Raw genomic sequence first — 17,267 nt, forward strand, 5'->3', positions numbered from 1 at the left:
TCGGGGTGGAGCTCAGGACGGTGCTCAAGGCGGTGCTCAGGAGGCGAAGAGGCGGACCGGCCAGGCCGCGTGCTGTTCGGCGGTGAGGTCGAGCAGCGGCGCGGAGGCGGCGGGCAGGGCGTCGACGACGCCCTGCCGGGCGGCCGCGGCGGCCCGCTCGGCCACCTGGTCCATCTCGGGCGCGAGGCGGGCGAGGACGGCGGTGGCCTGGTAGGGGTCGAGGCCGAGGAGGCGGACGGCCGCGGTCGCCGGGCCGCCGACCGTCTCGTACGCGACGCAGTGCGCCGCCTCCTCGGGGCCGAGTCCGGCGGCCCGCGCGACGGTGCCGAGGACGACGGGCTGGTGGGCGCCGCGCGGGAACGCGGCGGCCAGCGCGTCGAGTTCGGGGCTCGGCCAGGTGGCGCGGGCGGCCCGCATCAGCTGGCGGCCGAGTCTGCGGGCGGCGGCGCGCAGGGCCGCCGAGGGCGTGCGGGCGTCGGCCGCCGCGTCGAGCTCGTACGGGTCGAGTCCGTGCGCGGCTCCGGCGGCGAGCGCGGCGGAGGTGAGGCCCGTGGTGTGCAGGCGGCCCCGGCAGAAGGACTCCAGGCCGGCGGCGTCCTTGATGCGGCCCGCCCTGACGGCGGCCTCGACGCCGCCGGAGTGGGCGTGCCCGCCGGCGGGGAAGCGGCCGTCGGCGAGCACGAGGAGCGCGGAGAGCGTCATCAGAAGAGGAAGTAACGCTGGGACATGGGCAGTTCGGCGGCGGGTGCCGGTTCGACGGTCTCGCCGTCGATGGTCACCGAGAAGGTGTCGGCATCGACCTCGACCCGGGGCAGTGCGTCGTTCTCGCGCATGTCGGCCTTGGTCACCCGCCGGGTGGAGCCGATGGCGGTGAACTCCTTGTGCAGTCCGAGCCTTTGGGGCAGGTCGTCCTCGATGGCCGCCTGGGCGACGAAGTTGACCGAGCCGGCCGCGGCGGCCCGGCCGAGCGCGCCGAACATCGGGCGGGGCAGCACGGGCTGCGGCGTGGGGATGGAGGCGTTGGCGTCGCCCATCTGCGCGTACGCGATCTGGCCGCCCTTGACGACGACGAGCGGCTTCACGCCGAAGAAGGCGGGCTCCCAGAGGACCAGATCGGCGAGCTTGCCGGGCTCGACCGAGCCGATGAGGTGGTCCATGCCCTGGGCGACGGCCGGGTTGATCGTGTACTTGGCGACGTAGCGGCGGGCGCGGTGGTTGTCGGCGCGGCCGTCGCCCGGCAGGGCGCCGCGGCGCTTCTTCATGACGTGGGCGGTCTGCCAGGTCCGCATGATCACCTCGCCGATCCTGCCCATGGCCTGGGAGTCGGAGGAGATGATCGAGATGGCCCCCAGGTCGTGGAGGACGTCCTCGGCGGCGATGGTGGAGGGCCGGATGCGGGACTCGGCGAAGGCGAGGTCCTCGGGGACGGCCGGGTTGAGGTGGTGGCAGACCATCAGCATGTCGAGGTGTTCCTCGATGGTGTTGACGGTGTGCGGCCGGGTCGGGTTGGTCGAGCTGGGCAGGACGTACGGCTCGGAGACGACGGTGATGATGTCGGGGGCGTGCCCGCCGCCGGCGCCCTCGGTGTGGTACGCGTGGATCGTGCGGCCGGCGACGGCGGCGAGGGTGTCGCCGACGAAGCCCGCCTCGTTCAGGGTGTCGGTGTGGATGGCGAGCTGGGCGCCGGTCTCCTCGCACACGCCCAGGCAGGTGTCGATGACGGCGGGGGTGGCGCCCCAGTCCTCGTGGATCTTGAATCCGAGGGCGCCGCCGCGCAGCTGGGAGTGCATCGCCTCCCGGGACGTGGTGTTGCCCTTGCCGAGCAGGCCGATGTTGACGGGGAAGGTGTCCAGCGCCTCGAACATCCGGGCCATGTGCCAGGGGCCGGGCGTGATCGTGGTCGCCTTGGTGCCCTCGGCCGGTCCGGTGCCGCCGCCGACGAGGGTGGTGACACCGGTGGCGAGGGCCTGCTCGACGACGGTCGGCGAGATGAAGTGGACGTGGGCGTCGACGGCGCCCGCGGTGACGATGCGGCCGTTGCCGACGATGATCTCGGTCTCGGGGCCGATGACGAGGTCGGGGTGGACGCCGTCCATGGTGTCGGGGTTGCCGGCCTTGCCGAGGGCGGTGATCCGGCCGTCCCGGATGCCGATGTCCGCCTTGACGACGCCCCAGTGGTCGATGACGACGGCGCCGGTGATGACGGTGTCGGGGGCGCCCTCGGCGCGGGTGGTGCGGGCCTGGCCCATGGACTCGCGGACGACCTTGCCGCCGCCGAAGACGGCTTCCTCGCCGGCGCGGCCGGGGCCGCCGCAGCGGTCCTCCTCGATCTCGACGAGGAGGTCGGTGTCGGCGAGGCGCACGCGGTCGCCGGTGGTGGGGCCGAACAGGTCGGCGTAGACGGCGCGGTGGAGGTCAGGCACGGTCGCCGTCCTTGTCGTGTGCGGGAGCGTCGAGGGGGCCGGCGGTCTCGCCGCGCAGGCCGGGCACGATCCGGCGGCCGGCGATCGGGACCAGTTCGACCTCGACGGGGATGCCGGGCTCGAAGCGGACGGCGGTCCCGGCGGCGATGTGCAGCCGCTGCCCCCGGGCGGCGGCGCGGTCGAAGTCGAGGCCGGGGTTGACCTCGGCGAAGTGGTAGTGGGAGCCGACCTGGACGGGCCGGTCGGCGGCGTTGAGCACGGTGAGGCGGGTGACGGGGCGTCCCTCGTTGAGGGTGACGGATCCGTCCGCGTACAGGATCTCTCCGGGGATCATCGGCGGCCGCCCGGTCAGACGATGGGGTCGTGGACGGTGACGAGCTTGGTGCCGTCCGGGAAGGTGGCCTCGACCTGGACGTCGTGGATCATCTCCGGGATGCCGTCCATGACCTCGTCGCGGGTGAGCACCTTGCGCCCGGAGGCCATCAGCTCGGCGACCGTCCGGCCGTCCCGGGCGCCTTCCAGGATGTGCGAGGTGATCAGCGCGACGGCCTCGGGGTGGTTGAGCCGCACACCGCGGGCCCGACGCTTCTCGGCCACATCGGCCGCCACATGAATGAGCAGGCGCTCCTGCTCGTGCGGGCTCAGTTGCACTCTTCCACCTCACAGTCGTCGACCGGATCGGACCCCGGACAGCTGCGGACCCTACCGACCGTCAACACTCTGTTGAACTGCGGAGATGCGGTGCGCGGCCAGACATTGCACGTTAGGGCGGAAGTTTTTCCGGCTCGTTAACTCCGGCTTTGCGTAACCATGATCATCGGACCGGCTCCGCGCCCCCGGGCGGGGACATCGACATCAGGCCGCGCAGTCCGTCCTGCAGGATCTCCACGGCCACGTCGCCGAAGAGCGCCTGCTGGGCGATGAAGCCCTGGGCGGTGGCGATGAGGGTGCGGGCCACGTGGTCGGCGGGGACGTCGGCGTGCAGGAGGCCGCTCTCGCGGTAGGCGGTCACCAGCGTCGTCCAGGCGGCCCGCATCCCGTGGTAGCCCTCGGCGAGGGTCTCGGCCAGCCTCTCGTTGCGCAGGGTCTCGGTCCACACCTGGATGATCAGCCGCGCGAAGGCCTGGCGGTCCGCGCCCTCGATCCGCTCCTCCAGGAAGAGCCGGAGCACCGAGCCGAGGAGGACGTCGGGGGTGGGCGGCGGAGTGGCGCGGGACGCCTCCTCGAAGGCGCTCCGGATGCCGGCGAAGGCCTCGGTGGCGATGGCCCCGATCAGCTCCTCCTTGCCGCGGAAGTAGCGGTAGACCGCGCCCGCGGACAGGCCCACCTCGGCGAGCACGTCCTGCATGGACGTGGCGTGGAAGCCGTTGCGGGCGAAGCAGCGCGCGGCACCGTCGAGGATCTGGCGGCGCCGGGCGTCGAGGTGTTCCTGGGAGACACGTGCCATGGAGCGAACCTAAAACGAATATTCATTCTTGACAACTGCCGGGTGGCGGCGCACGCTGGGGCCAACGTAAAACGAACGATCCTTCGCTTTGAATCGAGGCCGCCATGCCAGCAGCCATCGTCCCGCCGGCCGCAGGACGCAGAACCCTCGCGGTGCTCGTACTGATACCGGCCCTCGCCGCCCTCGTCCTCTCGGTCTTCGCCTGGCCGGCGGCGCGCATCGCACCCCGCGACCTGCCGATCGGGGTGGCCGGACCCGCCGCCGCGGCCACCGCGGTCGAACGGGGACTCGGCCGGCACGAGGGAGCCTTCGAGATCCACCGCTACGCGGACGCCGGGGCCGCGCGGGCCGCGATCGAGAACCGTGACGTGTACGGCGCGGTGGTCGTCACCCCGGGCGGTACGGAACTCCTCACCGCCTCGGCGGCGAGCCCCGCCGTGGCCGGGCTGCTGCGCGAGGCCGTGACCGCGCAGGTCCCGGCAGGGGCACCGGTCAGGGTCACGGACGTGGTCGCCGCACCGGCGGGCGACCCGCGCGGCGCCGCGCTCGGCGCGAGCCTGCTCCCCCTCGCCCTGGTCGGGGCGGTCACGGGCGCCGCCACCGTCCTGCTCGGGCTGCGCGGGGCCGGGGCGGTCGCGACCCTGGTCGGCGCGGCGGCGCTCACCGGACCGGTGGGCGCGGCGCTGGCCGACAGCTGGCTCGGCGCGCTGGCCGGCGACTGGTGGGCCGAGGCCGGGGTCCTCGGCCTGACCGTGCTGGCCATCGGCGCGACCTTCGCGGGGCTCGCCACCCTGCTCGGCAAGCCCGGCCTCGCGCTCGGAGCCGTCCTGACGATCCTTCTCGGCAACGCCTTCTCGGGGATGTCGAGCGCGCCGGAGCTGCTGCCCACCGGGGTGGGCGCGCTCGGCCAGTGGCTGCCGCCGGGCGCCGGGGGCTCGGCCCTCCGGTCGGTGTCCGCCTTCGAGGGCGCGGCGGCGGGCCGACCGCTGCTCGTCCTCTCCCTCTGGGCCGTGGCCGGCCTGGCCGCGACCGCGCTCGGCGCGCGACGCCGCCGGACGGAAGCGGTCCCGGCGCCGGCGCAGGCTCCGGTGCCGGTGGGCTGAACCCCACACCCGCAGACGGCCGCGCGCCCCCGCTGTAGCGGACGGGGGTGCGCGGCCTTTTCGCGCCGCCCACGCGCGGGGGGGCGGGAGCTCAGCGGGGGCCGCGCGGGGGGCGCGTAAGAGCCACGCAGGGCCGGGAGCCGCGCGGGCGCGAAGAAGCCGCGCGGGCGCCGGGACGCGCCCGCTCGTGCTCCCGCGCGGATCCGTCAGGAGGCGCCGGGCTCGCGGTGGTGGGCGGCGATGCCGAAGCGGCGCTGTTCGCCGGGAGCGGAGTCGACCGGGTGCAGCCCGGAGAGCGAGCTGACCACCTGCTCGTCGGCGGGCTTCTCCGCCGCCTCGAGTTCTTCCAGGTCAGCGGCGGAGACCAGGGCGACGAGCGGCTTCCCGTGGCGGGTGACGACGACGCGCTCCCCTCCGTAGACGACGCGGTTGATGAGGTCGGCCAGCTCAGCCCGCGCTTGCGTCACCGGGATCTCGTAGGTCATGCTCCCCATCTTACGGTCTGTACGTCCTGTACATTTTTTACAGACAGCTGGAGGTGCTCAGCCATGGACGCCCGCCATGTCCTGCCCGAGTTCACGGAGCGGACGAGCTTCGGAACCCGGACCCTGGACCCGTACTCGAAGCTCCTCGAATCCCGGATCGTCTTCCTCGGCACGGCGATCGACGAGACCTCGGCCAACGACGTCATCGCCCAGTTCCTGCACCTGGACTACGCGGCCCCCGGTCAGGACATCGCGCTCTACATCAACTCCCCCGGCGGCTCGATCGGCGCCATGACCGCCATCCACGACACGATGCGGACGCTCTCCTGCGACGTGGAGACCACCTGTCTGGGCCAGGCCGCGTCCACCGCCGCCGTCCTGCTCGCCGCCGGCACCCCCGGCAAGCGGCTCGTCCTCCCCGGCGCCCGGATCACCCTCCGGCAGCCGGCCTTGGACGAACCCCTCCAGGGGCAGCCGAGCGACCTCGACATCCACGCGCGCGAGCTGCTACGGCTGCGCGCCCTGACGGCCGGGATGCTCACCGAGTACACCGGACAGAGCCGGGACCGGATCGACGCCGACCTCGACCGCCTCACCGTCCTGGACGCGCCCGCGGCCGTCGCGTACGGACTGGTGGACCACGTGATCACGAGCCGGCGCGACGCCGGCGCGGCGCGGTGAGCCGGCCGTGGTGCCCGAGCTGCCGCCGCTGCCCGCACTGACGCGGGCCGAGGGCGAGTTGATCGATGCGTACCTCGAAGTCGTCGACCTCCTGGGAAAGATCAACCCATCCAGGGGTACGCATACCTATGGGGCACTGCGAGCGGCACAGGCGCTGGTGGGACGCGCGGAGGCGCTGCGCGAGGCCCTGACGGTCATGCATATGCGGGGCGAGAGCGAGGTGCACGCGGAAACCCTGGCGCGCGCCCTGCGGGTGTTGGACGGCGAGCGCCGCGCCGACCGCGTCACCGTCCCCCGCGCACGGGCGAGTTGACATTCCGGCATGTCGTGTCGAGGTCCGTACGGCCGACACACAACGCAGAATCGCTCCCTCGTTCGGCGTAGTCGATGAGTCGACATATGTGCGGGGTGAGTTGCACAACAGGTGTACGCATCTGGCGGAATGGGACGTTCCATCGCTGGTGCGGGGCTCGTAGGCCAAACCTCCGGCGATCACGAAAGCAGCCTGTCCACCCGAATGGATCAGTCGTGAGGAGCCTCACATATAGCCGTTTCAACTCGGATTTCACCCCAGGTGTGGGTCAAGATCCCTGTCGACGACAAGCCCCCGCCATCCGAGGCGGGGCGGTCCGGGCGGACGCCGAGTCCTGCCGCCGTCCCGGACGTCTGGTCGACAGGAGTGGATCGGCAGGAGTGGAGGACCCGAGCAGTACGGGACGTACGCGCTGTTTCCGCAGCGGGGCCGTTCCTTGGGGTGAAGCCGCAGCCGCGGCCGGGCATCTTCGCCAGCCCGAACCCGACAGGTCATCCTTCGCAGGCGGCTGACGAAGGGTTGCGCATGACTGCGCAGATGCACGTCCCGTCCCTGCTGTCCCGGGCCGGAGCCGTCTCGGCTCTCACCCTCGCCGCCGTCGGCGGCACGATGCTCGCACCCGGTGCGACGTCCGAGGCCCAGGCAGCGACCACCTACGCGAACAAGGCACTGAGCGTCGCCGCCTCGAAGCAAGGAGCCCCCTACCGGTACGGGAGCGCCGGACCCACCCGGTTCGACTGCTCCGGTCTGACGCTCTACGCGTACAAGAAGGCGGGCAAGTCGCTGCCCCGCACCGCGCAGCAGCAGTACAACAAGACCCGGCACGTCTCCGCGTCCAGCAGGCAGAAGGGGGACCTGGTCTTCTTCCACTCCGGCGGGAGCGTCTACCACGTGGGCATCTACGCCGGCAGCGGCAAGATCTGGCACTCGCCCAAGAGGGGATCCTGGGTGAAGCTCGACAAGATCTGGACGTCGAAGGTCTACTACGGCCGCGTCCGATGACGCCCGCCGGGCACTGACCCGGTCTCAGGCCTCGGGGGCCCGAGACCCCGCCCCAGGGGTGCGGTGGCGCCGCCGCACCCCTGCGCCGGGGAAAACCGCGGGGCCCGTCTTCGCGGACCGGCTCTGGACGTACGGGACCGCCCTGGACGTAGGGGACGGCCTCAGACGTACGAGGACGGCCTCAGACGTACGAGACGGTCGCCCGGGTCCACGGGAGGGTGATCCAGACCGTCTTGCCGCCCTCCTCGGTCGGAGTGACCGAGAGGCGCCCGCCCGCCTCCGCCGCCAGGGAGCGGATGATGACCATGCCCCGGCCGTTGTCCTGCTGGACCGCCGCCGGAAGGCGGCGCGGCCAGCGCGGGTGACTGTCGGTGACGCCGATGTGGAGGAGCTCCTCGCGCTCCAGGCGGACGTCGACCGTGAAGGTGGGCGACTGCCCGAAGGTGTGCAGGACGGCGTTGGTGGTCAGCTCCGAGACCATCAGGCGGATCGCGTCCGCGAGGTCGTCGGCGCCGTCGAGGCCCCAACCGTCGAGGACCTCCGCGACGTACCGCCGGGCGGTGGGGACCGACGCGGGATCGCTCGGCAGCGTGACGGATGCTTCCTGATGGTCTGCCATGGCGACGCTGTCCCTTTCCCGCCGGGGCTTCGGCCCCGGATCGCGCTACGCGTCAGGGTCCCACCGATCGTGCCGCCCCGGCAGTCGTTCCACCAAGATATGTCCCCATCTGTCGCCCGAAGCGGTGAACTCTGCTGCCGGGGAACGTCCTTGGGCCTCCCGACGGGTCGTCAGACCGGTGGTGCGGTCCGCAGGATCGTCTCCACCGCACGTCCGATCTCCGCGTCCGTCAGATCGGCCCGGGCCGTGAGGCGCAGCCGCGAGATGCCGTCGGGGACGGACGGGGGCCGGAAGCAGCCGACCAGGAGGCCCTGTTCGCGGCAGTCCGCCGCCCAGCGCAGCGCCGCCTCCGGGGAGGGCGCGTGGACCGAGACGACGGCCGCGTCGGGCCGGGCGGAGGTGAGTCCGGCCTCCGTGAGCAGCCGGTGCAGTGTGCCGGCGACGGCGCGGGCCCGCTCGGCGAGGGCCGGTTCGGCCGCGATCAGGCGCAGGCTCGCGAGCGCTCCGCCGGCGGCGGCCGGGGCGAGCCCGGTGTCGAAGATGAAGGTGCGGGCCGCGTTCACCAGGTGCTCGACCACCCGGGCCGGGCCGAGGACGGCGCCGCCCTGGCTGCCGAGGGACTTCGAGAGGGTGAGGGTGGCGACGACGTCCTCGTCGCCCGCGAGTCCGGCCTCGTGCAGGGCGCCCCGGCCGCCGTCGCCGAGGACACCGAAGCCGTGGGCGTCGTCGACGACCAGTCCGGCGCCGTGCGCGCGGCAGGCCTCGGCGAGTTCGGGGAGCGGGGCCTTGTCGCCGTCGACGGAGAAGACGGAGTCGCTGACGACCAGGGCCCGGCGTCCCGGGTGCGCGCCCAGGGTCTTGGCGACGGCCTCGGCGTCGGTGTGCGGGACGACGGCGGTCTCGGCGCGCGAGAGGCGGCAGCCGTCCACGATCGAGGCGTGGTTGGAGGCGTCGGAGACGATCAGGGAGTCCCGGCCGCCGAGCGCGGTGAGCGCGGCGAGGTTCGCGGTGTAGCCGGAGGAGAAGACGAGGGCCGCCTCGAAGCCGCAGAACTCGGCGAGTTCGCGCTCCAGACGGGTGTGCAGCCGGGTGGTGCCGGTGACGAGCCGCGAGCCGGTGGAGCCGGCGCCCCAGCGCCTGGCCGCCTCGGCCGCCGCCTCGGTGACCTCGGCCCGGCGGGTGAGGCCGAGGTAGTCGTTGCTCGCCAGGTCCAGGAGGTCCGACTCGGCCGCCCGGGGGCGCAGCGTCCGGACGAGACCCGCCTCGGCCCGGCGGCGCGCCTCGGCGTCGGTCCAGTCGAAGGCGGTGCGGCGCGGGTCCGCGGCCCGTGCGTCGTCGTCCCGTGGCATGCGGCGATCCTTTTGTAGGCAGCGCACAGACCCTAACCGCAGGATGCCGAGGCCGGGATGTGGTCATCCACACACCTCGATCGGGGGCGTTTGTTCGGTTCCTCCTTGGCCCGGGGGCGGGCGGTAGGCAAGGATCTGCGGTTATGGACCTGCTGAACACGCTGGTGGAGAAGGGGCTGCGGCGCGAGCTGCCGACCCGTGAAGAAGCGCTCGCCGTGCTGGCGACCTCCGACGACGAACTGCTCGAGGTGGTGGCGGCGGCCGGCAAGGTGCGCCGTCAGTGGTTCGGGCGCCGGGTGAAGCTGAACTACCTGGTCAACCTGAAGTCCGGTCTCTGTCCCGAGGACTGCTCGTACTGCTCTCAGCGGCTCGGTTCGAAGGCGGAGATCCTCAAGTACACCTGGCTGAAGCCGGACGAGGCCTCGCAGGCCGCGGCGGCGGGCGTCGCGGGCGGCGCCAAGCGGGTCTGCCTGGTGGCCAGCGGCCGCGGCCCGACGGACCGGGACGTGGAGCGCGTCGGGAAGACGATCGAGGCGATCAAGGAGCAGAACGAGGGCATCGAGGTGTGCGCCTGCCTCGGTCTGCTCTCGGACGGCCAGGCGGAGCGGCTGCGGGAGGCCGGCGCCGACGCGTACAACCACAACCTGAACACGTCCGAGGCGACGTACGGGGGCATCACCAAGACCCACACCTACGCGGACCGCGTGGACACCGTGCAGAAGGCGCACGCCGCCGGTCTGTCGGCCTGCTCGGGCCTGATCGCGGGCATGGGCGAGAGCGACGAGGACCTGGTCGACGTCGTCTACGCGCTGCGCGAGCTCGACTCCGACTCTGTGCCGGTCAACTTCCTGATCCCGTTCGAGGGCACCCCGCTCGCGAAGGAGTGGAACCTCACCCCGCAGCGCTGCCTGCGGATCCTCGCGATGGTCCGGTTCGTCTGCCCCGACGTCGAGGTGCGGATCGCCGGCGGCCGTGAGGTGCACCTGCGGTCGATGCAGCCGCTGGCGCTGAACATCGCGAACTCGATCTTCCTCGGCGACTACCTGACCAGCGAGGGCCAGGCCGGCCAGGCCGACCTGGACATGATCGCGGACGCGGGCTTCGAGGTGGAGGGCGCGGGCACGACCACCCTGCCGAAGCACCGCGCGGACGCGCTCGCGGCGGCGGGCGCGACGGGCGGCTGCGGCTCGAAGGCCTCGGCGGGCTGCGGCTCGGAGGCCTCGGCGGACGGCGCGGGCTGCGGCGGACACGCGGAGGAGGGCGGCGGCTGCGGCCCCTGCGGCGGTCACGCGGCTCCGGCGGCGCCCGCCCCGGCCGCGGCTCGCACCTCCGACGAGGCCCGCACCGACCTGGTGGCCGTGCGCCGCCGGGGCGCCGGCACGGACCTCGCGCCGAATGCGTAACGACGAGCTCCTCGCCCTGGACCGGGCGCACGTCTGGCATCCGTACGGCCCCATGCCGGGCCGGGCGGAGCCGCTGGTCGTCGCGTCCGCGTCCGGTGTGCGGCTCCGGCTCGCCGAACCCGTCGAGGGACGGGCCGAGTTGGTCGACGGCATGTCCTCGTGGTGGTCGGCGGTGCACGGCTACAACCACCCCGTGCTGAACGAGGCGGTGCGCGGTCAGCTGGAGAAGATGAGTCACGTCATGTTCGGCGGGCTCACCCACGAGCCGGCCGTCCGGCTCGCCGCCCGGCTCGTGGAGATCACCCCGGAGCCACTGCGGCACGTCTTCCTCAGCGACTCGGGCTCGGTCTCCGTCGAGGTCGCGGCCAAGATGTGCCTGCAGTACTGGCGTTCCCTGGGCCGCCCCGAGAAGCGGCGGCTCCTCACCTGGCGCGGCGGCTACCACGGGGACACCTGGCAGCCGATGTCCGTGTGCGACCCGCAGGGCGGGATGCACGAGCTGTGGTCGGGGGTGCTCCAGCGGCAGGTGTTCGTGGAGGCCCCGCCGGCCGCGTACGAGGAGTCGTACGCGGAGCTGCTGCGGACGGCGATCGCCGAGCACGCGCACGAACTGGCCGCGGTGGTCGTGGAGCCGGTCGTGCAGGGCGCGGGCGGCATGCGCTTCCACGACCCGGCGTACCTGCGGGTGCTGCGCGAGGCCTGCGACGCGCACGACGTCCTGCTCGTGTTCGACGAGATCGCGACCGGGTTCGGACGGACGGGCACGCTGTTCGCCGCCGGCCAGGCGGGGGTCTCCCCCGATGTGATGTGCGTGGGCAAGGCGCTGACCGGCGGCTATCTGTCGATGGCGGCGACGCTCTGCACGAGCCGCGTCGCCGACGGGATCTCGCGCGGCGAGGTCCCCGTCCTGGCGCACGGGCCGACCTTCATGGGGAACCCGCTGGCGTCGGCGGTCGCCCTCGCCTCGATCGACCTGCTGCTCTCCCAGGACTGGCAGGTCGAGGTGAAGCGGATCGAGGCGGGCCTGCGGGACGGGCTCGCCCCGGCGGCCGGTCTCCCGGGCGTCCGCGAGGTGCGGGTGCTCGGCGCGATCGGCGTCGTCCAGCTCGACCACGAGGTCGACGTGGCGGCGGCGACGCGCGCGGCGGTCCGGGAGGGCGTGTGGCTGCGCCCGTTCCGCGACCTGATCTACACGATGCCGCCGTACGTGACGGGCGACGAGGACCTGGCCCGCATCTGCACGGCGGTGAAGGCGGCGGCGGCAGCGGGCTGATCCCTCCCGTTGTGGGCATGCGTTCCGCCGGGGCGGGACGCATGCCCACAACGGACGGCGCCCTTGCCGGCGCCGGAGGCTTCCGCGCCTGAACCCGCGCCGCCCCGCACCGAACAAGGAAGGACGTCCCCATGGACATCATCGTCATCAGCGGCACCGGCACCGAGATCGGCAAGACCGTCGTCACCGCGGCCGTCGCCGCCGTCGCCACGGCCGCCGGACGGTCCGTCGCCGTCCTGAAGCCCGCTCAGACCGGTGTCGGGCCGGACGAGCAGGGCGACGCGGACGAGGTCGTACGCCTCTCGGGCGCCGCGGCCTCCGCCGAACTCGGCCGCTTCCCGGAGCCGCTGGCTCCCGGTACGGCCGCCCGGCGGGCCGGGCTCGCCCCGGTCGGGCCCCGGGAGGTCGCCGAGGCCGCCCGGAAGCTGGCCGAGGACCACGACCTGGTGCTCGTGGAGGGCGCCGGCGGGCTGCTCGTCCGCTTCGACGAGGAGGACGGCACGCTCGCCGACGCGGCCGCGCTGCTCGGCGCGCCGGTCCTGGTGGTGGCGCCGGCCGGTCTGGGGACGCTCAACTCGACGGCCCTGACGGCCGAGGCGCTGCGGGCGCGCGGGATCGAGCAGCTCGGCGTGGTCGTCGGCAGCTGGCCGGCCGAGCCGGACCTCGCGGCGCGCTGCAACCTCGCGGACCTGCCGGAGGTGGCGGGCGCCCCGCTGCTCGGAGCCGTGCCGGAGGGTTCGGGCGCGCTGGGCCCGGCGGAGTTCCGGGCGGCCGCGGGCGGCTGGCTGGGGCCGGGGCTCGGCGGCGCGTGGGACGCGGAGGCGTTCACGGAGGCGCAGGCGGCACCGCTCTCCGTAGGCTGACCGCATGCGCGCACACGTTCAGGAGATCGTCTTCGACTGCGCCGCTCCGGCGGCGCTGGTCCGCTTCTGGGCCGGGCTCCTCGGCGGGGAGCCCGTCGACCGGAGCGCGGACTGGTCGTACGTGGATCCGCCGGAGTTCGTACGGATCGCCTTCCAGCGGGTGCCGGAGGGCAAGGCCGCGAAGAACCGGGTCCACCTCGACCTGGAGGTGGCCGATCCGGCACGGGCGGCCGGGGAGGCGGTGCCGCTCGGGGCGGTCGCGGTCGGCGGGCTCGTCACCGACGAGCAGGGCTCCTTCCAGGTCATGCGGGACCCGGAGGGCAACGAGTTCTGCTTCGTGACGGGCTGAGGGCGGCTCCGGTGACTCCGCACCGCCCGGCCCGCCGGGCCCCTCGCGTCCGTCATCCGCTGTTCGCCCGCTTCTACGCCCGGTTCAGCGAGTCGGCCGACACGCGGGGCGGGCTCGCCGCCCTGCGGACGGAGCTGCTCGCCGGGCTGTCCGGCCGGGTCGTCGAGATCGGGGCGGGGAACGGCCTGAACTTCGCGCACTACCCGGCCGGGGTCACCGAGGTCGTCGCCGTCGAGCCGGAGCCGCATCTGCGCCGGCTCGCCGAGGGGGCCGCGCGCCGGGCGGCCGTCCCGGTGACCGTGCTGCCGGGCACGGCCGAGGCGCTGCCGGGACCGGACGGCTCCTTCGACGCGGCGGTGGCCTCGCTGGTGCTGTGCACCGTGCGGGACGTGCCGCAGGCCCTCGCCGAGCTGTGGCGGGTCCTGCGGCCCGGCGGCGAGCTGCGGTTCTTCGAGCACGGGGCGGCGGACACGCCCGGGCTCGCGCGGGTGCAGCGGGGCCTCGACCGGACGGTCTGGCCGCTGCTCTTCGGCGGCTGCCACACCTCCCGCGCCCCGCTGGCGGCGATCGAGGCCGCCGGGTTCGGCCTGGTCTCGTACCGCTCCTTCGACGTTCCGGAGCAGGGCCCGCGGCTGCCGTCCTCCCCCTGCGTCCTGGGCACGGCCAGGCGGTAATGCCTGGCGCCGCCGCCGTCCCGCGTGATGGGATCCCGCCATGATCGATCTGCAGATGCGTCCGGCCGCTCCCGACGACGTCGAGGCCGTCCTGGCCTTCTGGAAGGAGTCGGCCGAGGGCACGTCCGTCTCGGACGACGTGAACGGGGTGACCCGGCTGGTGGAGCGCGACCCCGAGGCCCTGATCCTCGCCTTCGCCGACGGCGTGATCGTCGGCTCCGTGATCGCCGGCTGGGACGGCTGGCGCGCCTCCCTCTACCGGCTCGCCGTGCTGCCCTCGTACCGCCGCCGCGGCATCTCCACCGCGCTGCTCCGCGCGGCCGAGGAGAGGTTCCTCGCGCTCGGCGGACGGCGGGCGGACGCCATGGTCCTGGAGGCGAACGAGCGGGGCCGGGCGCTGTGGACGGCCGCCGGTTACCAGCGCGAGGAGCGCTGGCGCCGCTGGGTGAAGCCGCTCGCGGCCCGGGTCACGGGGTGATCGCCGAATGGGCACCGGCGTGATCGCCCGAAGTGGTCACCGGGTGATCTCCGGGGTGATCATCATCCGGCTTTGCCGATCCTTTACCATGGTGTCTCCTCCCGACGACCGAAAGGTGTGAGCGTCCGCCCATGGGCGAGCCCCCCAGTAGCGCTGGTTCCGACCGCCGACATCGAGCGATCCCTCTCCCGCTGACTGATCATGGGACGGAGGTGAACCGATGACCGAAGTGCTTCTGCTCGTGGTGGCGCTCCTGCTCGCAGTCGCGTGCGGTGCGTTCGTCGCGGCCGAGTTCTCGCTGACCACGGTCGAGCGCGGCGAGCTCGAAGCCGCCGCGGAGCGCGGCGAGCGGGGGGCGTCGGGCGCGCTCAAAGCCGTCCGCTCGCTCACCTTCCAGCTCTCCGGCGCACAGCTGGGCATCACCGTGACCAACCTGGTCGTCGGCATGCTCTCCGAGCCCTCGATCGCCAAGCTGATCAGCGGCCCCCTGGAGTCGATCGGACTCTCGGCCTCGACGGCCTCTTCGGTCGCCCTGGTCCTGGGCACCGCCCTGTCGACCGTCGTCCTGATGGTCGTCGGCGAGCTGGTCCCCAAGAACTGGGCGATCTCCTCGCCGCTCGCCGTCGCGAAGGTGGTGGCCACCCCGCAGCGCGTGTTCACGGCCGCCTTCAAGCCGCTGATCGGCCACCTCAACAACACCGCGAACCGGATCCTGCGCCGCCTCGGCATGGAGCCGACCGAGGAGCTGGCCTCCGCGCGCTCCCCGCAGGAGCTGGTGGCGCTCGCCCGGCACTCCGCGAAGGAGGGCGCCCTGGAGGCGGACACGGCCGAGCTGTTCGTCCGTACCCTCAACCTGGCGGAACTGACCGCCGAGAACGTGATGACGCCCCGCGTGCAGGTAACCGCCCTGGAGGTGCAGGCCACCGCCGAGGACGTCGCCAACGCGACCCGCGCGACCGGCCTGTCCCGCTTCCCCGTCTACCGGGGCAGCCTCGACGCGGTCGTCGGCATCGCCCACATCAAGGACGTCCTCGCGATACCGGCCGGGGAGCGGCCCCGCCGCCGGATCGGCGAGATGCTGCGCGAGCCGCTGCTCGTTCCCGAGACGCTCACCGTGGACCGGCTCCTCGACCGGCTGTCGGGCCGGCAGACGATGGCCGTCGTCATCGACGAGTACGGCGGCACGGCCGGGGTCGTCACCCTGGAGGACATCGTCGAGGAGGTCGTCGGCGAGGTGCGCGACGAGCACGACCCGCACGAGACGCCGGACCTGGCGCGGGCGGGCGAGGACGCGGACGGGCGCGAACTGTGGTCCGCCGACGGCGCCGCCCGTACGGACCAGCTGGCCACGATCGGCCTGCGCGTGCCGGACGGCCCGTACGAGACCCTCGCGGGCGTCCTCGCGACGGAGCTGGGCCGCATCCCCGCCGTCGGCGACCGCGTGGAGCTGGCCGGCTGGCGCCTCGACGTCGTCGACTCCTCGGGCCGGCGCGCCGCGCGCGTACTGCTGCACGCCCCCGCGCACGACACCGACGAGTCCGGGGAGGCCGGCCGATGATCGCGATCCAGCTGCTGATCGGCCTGCTGACCCTGGTCGTCAACGCCTTCTTCGTCGGCGCCGAGTTCGCCCTGATCTCGGTCCGCCGCAGCCAGATCGAACCCCTGGCCGACTCCGGGAACCGGCGGGCGCGCAGCGTCATCTGGGGCCTGGAGCACGTCTCCGCGATGCTCGCGGCGGCGCAGCTCGGCATCACGCTCTGCACCCTGGTCCTCGGCATCGTCGCCGAGCCGGCCATCGAGCACCTGCTGGAACCGGTCTTCGACGCGGTCGGCGTGCCGCACGGCGTGGCCGCCACGATCTCGTTCGCGATCGCGCTGGCCCTGGCGACGTATCTGCACATGCTGCTCGGCGAGATGGTGCCGAAGAACATCGCGCTCGCCGAGCCGACGCGCTCGGCACTGCTCCTCGGTCCGCCCCTGGTGGCGCTCGCCCGGGCGCTGCGGCCGGTGATCTTCGCGATCAACGCCTTCGCCAACGCGCTGCTGAAGCTGCTGCGGGTGGACGCCAAGGACGAGGTCTCGGCGACCTTCTCCGACGACGAGCTGGCCCGGATGGTCACCGACGCGGGCGACGCGGGTCTCCTGGACGACCGGGCCGCCGAGCGGCTGCACGACGCCCTGGAGCTGGGCCGGCGTCCCGTGCGGGACGTGGTGATGCCGGCGGAGAAGGTGGTGTACGCGCAGGTGGGCACCACTCCGGAGGAGCTGGAGGCGCTGGCGGCGCGGACCGGCTACTCCCGCTTCCCGGTCGTCGACTCCGAGCGCCGCATCCTGGGCTATCTGCACGTCAAGGACGCCCTGGACGCCACCCCGCGCGACCTGCCGTTCCCGGTGACGGCACTGCGGCCGATCGCCCGGGTCCGGGCGGCGACGCCGCTGGACGACGTCCTCACCGCGATGCGCCGCAGCCGGACGCATCTGGCGGCCGTGCTCGACGAGGACGGCAAGCCGGCCGGCCTCGTGACGATGGAGGACGTGCTGCGCGAGCTGGTGGGACGCCCGGCGGCACCGTGACCGGCCGCACCGCCCGAGAGGGGCCCCGGGATCCGCTTCCCGGGGCCCCGGCGCGTCAGAGGGCGGTGGCGGCGAGCCAGTCGTCGAGCAGGTCCCGGTCGCCGGTGCGGCTGAAGCGCGGGTCGTCGGCGTCGTACCGGCGGTGGAGGAGGAGCAGCAGCTCCCCGGTGTCCGCCGCGACGGAGGCGGGCGGCTCCGCGGCACCGCCCCCCTGGCTCGCTCGGCCCGCCC

At 73.6% G+C, this 17,267-nt stretch carries 20 protein-coding genes and 1 riboswitch; of the genes, 12 read left to right on the plus strand and 8 right to left on the minus strand.

Annotated features, from left to right (window positions below):
* Positions 1-36: 36 nt before the first annotated feature.
* The 5 genes from K7G60_RS11030 to K7G60_RS11050 form a co-directional block, all read right to left on the minus strand.
* On the minus strand, positions 37-702 hold the full coding sequence (locus tag K7G60_RS11030; RefSeq protein ID WP_225800644.1) for an urease accessory protein UreF: 666 nt from the start codon (positions 700-702) through the stop codon (positions 37-39).
* Positions 702-2,423, minus strand: coding sequence for an urease subunit alpha (locus K7G60_RS11035; RefSeq protein ID WP_225800645.1), 1,722 nt, complete (start codon positions 2,421-2,423; stop codon positions 702-704). The genes K7G60_RS11030 and K7G60_RS11035 overlap by 1 nt, the downstream gene beginning before the upstream one ends.
* Positions 2,416-2,757, minus strand: coding sequence for an urease subunit beta (locus K7G60_RS11040; protein ID WP_225800646.1), 342 nt, complete (start codon positions 2,755-2,757; stop codon positions 2,416-2,418). The genes K7G60_RS11035 and K7G60_RS11040 overlap by 8 nt, the downstream gene beginning before the upstream one ends.
* 14 nt (positions 2,758-2,771) lie before the next feature.
* Complete coding sequence (locus tag K7G60_RS11045; protein ID WP_030686168.1) at positions 2,772-3,074, minus strand: urease subunit gamma; 303 nt, start codon at positions 3,072-3,074, stop codon at positions 2,772-2,774.
* A gap of 163 nt (positions 3,075-3,237) precedes the next feature.
* Positions 3,238-3,870 (minus strand): TetR/AcrR family transcriptional regulator, encoded by a 633-nt coding sequence (locus tag K7G60_RS11050; protein ID WP_225800647.1) that lies wholly within the window; start codon positions 3,868-3,870, stop codon positions 3,238-3,240.
* 104 nt (positions 3,871-3,974) lie between these two features.
* Here K7G60_RS11050 and K7G60_RS11055 point away from each other — a divergent pair, with 104 nt between their 5' ends.
* The gene (locus K7G60_RS11055) at positions 3,975-4,973 is read left to right on the plus strand and encodes an ABC transporter permease (RefSeq protein ID WP_225800648.1); all 999 of its coding nucleotides are present in this window, start codon (positions 3,975-3,977) and stop codon (positions 4,971-4,973) included.
* A gap of 206 nt (positions 4,974-5,179) precedes the next feature.
* Here the strand turns inward: K7G60_RS11055 and K7G60_RS11060 are convergent, their stop codons facing one another.
* Entirely contained in the window at positions 5,180-5,458 is a 279-nt protein-coding gene (locus tag K7G60_RS11060; protein ID WP_225800649.1) for a type II toxin-antitoxin system Phd/YefM family antitoxin, read from the minus strand.
* Positions 5,459-5,521: 63 nt separating this feature from the next.
* On the opposite strand from K7G60_RS11060, the gene K7G60_RS11065 reads away from it, so the two are divergent.
* From K7G60_RS11065 to K7G60_RS11075, 3 genes are all read left to right on the plus strand, one after another.
* Positions 5,522-6,139 (plus strand): ATP-dependent Clp protease proteolytic subunit, encoded by a 618-nt coding sequence (locus K7G60_RS11065; protein ID WP_225800650.1) that lies wholly within the window; start codon positions 5,522-5,524, stop codon positions 6,137-6,139.
* Positions 6,140-6,146: 7 nt separating this feature from the next.
* Positions 6,147-6,452 carry a hypothetical protein gene (locus K7G60_RS11070; protein ID WP_225800651.1) on the plus strand — a complete coding sequence of 102 codons (306 nt, stop codon included), beginning with the start codon at positions 6,147-6,149 and terminating at the stop codon, positions 6,450-6,452.
* A gap of 400 nt (positions 6,453-6,852) precedes the next feature.
* Positions 6,853-6,975: riboswitch (cyclic di-AMP (ydaO/yuaA leader) on the plus strand.
* 2 nt (positions 6,976-6,977) lie between these two features.
* Positions 6,978-7,454, plus strand: coding sequence for a C40 family peptidase (locus K7G60_RS11075; protein WP_225800652.1), 477 nt, complete (start codon positions 6,978-6,980; stop codon positions 7,452-7,454).
* Positions 7,455-7,635: 181 nt separating this feature from the next.
* On the opposite strand, the gene K7G60_RS11080 is transcribed toward K7G60_RS11075, so the two are convergent.
* Both K7G60_RS11080 and K7G60_RS11085 read right to left on the minus strand, forming a co-directional pair.
* Positions 7,636-8,073, minus strand: a complete 438-nt coding sequence (locus tag K7G60_RS11080; protein ID WP_225800653.1) for an ATP-binding protein — start codon at positions 8,071-8,073, stop codon at positions 7,636-7,638.
* 170 nt (positions 8,074-8,243) lie between these two features.
* Positions 8,244-9,422, minus strand: coding sequence for an 8-amino-7-oxononanoate synthase (locus tag K7G60_RS11085; protein WP_225800654.1), 1,179 nt, complete (start codon positions 9,420-9,422; stop codon positions 8,244-8,246).
* Positions 9,423-9,565: 143 nt separating this feature from the next.
* Between K7G60_RS11085 and bioB the strand changes: the two genes are divergently transcribed.
* The 8 genes from bioB (at position 9,566) to K7G60_RS11125 (ending at position 17,036) form a co-directional block, all read left to right on the plus strand.
* Positions 9,566-10,825 (plus strand): biotin synthase BioB, encoded by a 1,260-nt coding sequence (gene bioB / locus K7G60_RS11090; protein WP_225800655.1) that lies wholly within the window; start codon positions 9,566-9,568, stop codon positions 10,823-10,825.
* On the plus strand, positions 10,818-12,098 hold the full coding sequence (locus tag K7G60_RS11095; RefSeq protein WP_225800656.1) for an adenosylmethionine--8-amino-7-oxononanoate transaminase: 1,281 nt from the start codon (positions 10,818-10,820) through the stop codon (positions 12,096-12,098). Before bioB ends, K7G60_RS11095 begins: the two co-directional genes overlap by 8 nt.
* A 131-nt stretch (positions 12,099-12,229) precedes the next feature.
* The gene (gene bioD, locus K7G60_RS11100; RefSeq protein ID WP_225800657.1) at positions 12,230-12,961 is read left to right on the plus strand and encodes a dethiobiotin synthase; all 732 of its coding nucleotides are present in this window, start codon (positions 12,230-12,232) and stop codon (positions 12,959-12,961) included.
* Positions 12,962-12,965: 4 nt separating this feature from the next.
* Positions 12,966-13,310: a VOC family protein gene (locus K7G60_RS11105; RefSeq protein WP_225800658.1), complete on the plus strand. Its 345-nt coding sequence runs from the start codon at positions 12,966-12,968 to the stop codon at positions 13,308-13,310.
* Between the two features lie 11 nt (positions 13,311-13,321).
* A complete protein-coding gene (locus tag K7G60_RS11110; RefSeq protein ID WP_225800659.1) occupies positions 13,322-13,984 on the plus strand; it encodes a class I SAM-dependent methyltransferase in 663 nt (220 codons plus the stop codon).
* Between the two features lie 40 nt (positions 13,985-14,024).
* Positions 14,025-14,462, plus strand: coding sequence for a GNAT family N-acetyltransferase (locus K7G60_RS11115; RefSeq protein WP_225800660.1), 438 nt, complete (start codon positions 14,025-14,027; stop codon positions 14,460-14,462).
* A gap of 220 nt (positions 14,463-14,682) precedes the next feature.
* Positions 14,683-16,020 (plus strand): hemolysin family protein, encoded by a 1,338-nt coding sequence (locus K7G60_RS11120; RefSeq protein WP_225800661.1) that lies wholly within the window; start codon positions 14,683-14,685, stop codon positions 16,018-16,020.
* Positions 16,017-17,036, plus strand: a complete 1,020-nt coding sequence (locus tag K7G60_RS11125) for a hemolysin family protein (RefSeq protein ID WP_225800662.1) — start codon at positions 16,017-16,019, stop codon at positions 17,034-17,036. The genes K7G60_RS11120 and K7G60_RS11125 overlap by 4 nt, the downstream gene beginning before the upstream one ends.
* The last annotated feature ends 231 nt before the right edge of the window (positions 17,037-17,267 follow it).

Origin of the sequence: Streptomyces sp. NK15101, assembly GCF_020400725.1 — a bacterium.
Lineage (GTDB): Bacteria > Actinomycetota > Actinomycetes > Streptomycetales > Streptomycetaceae > Streptomyces.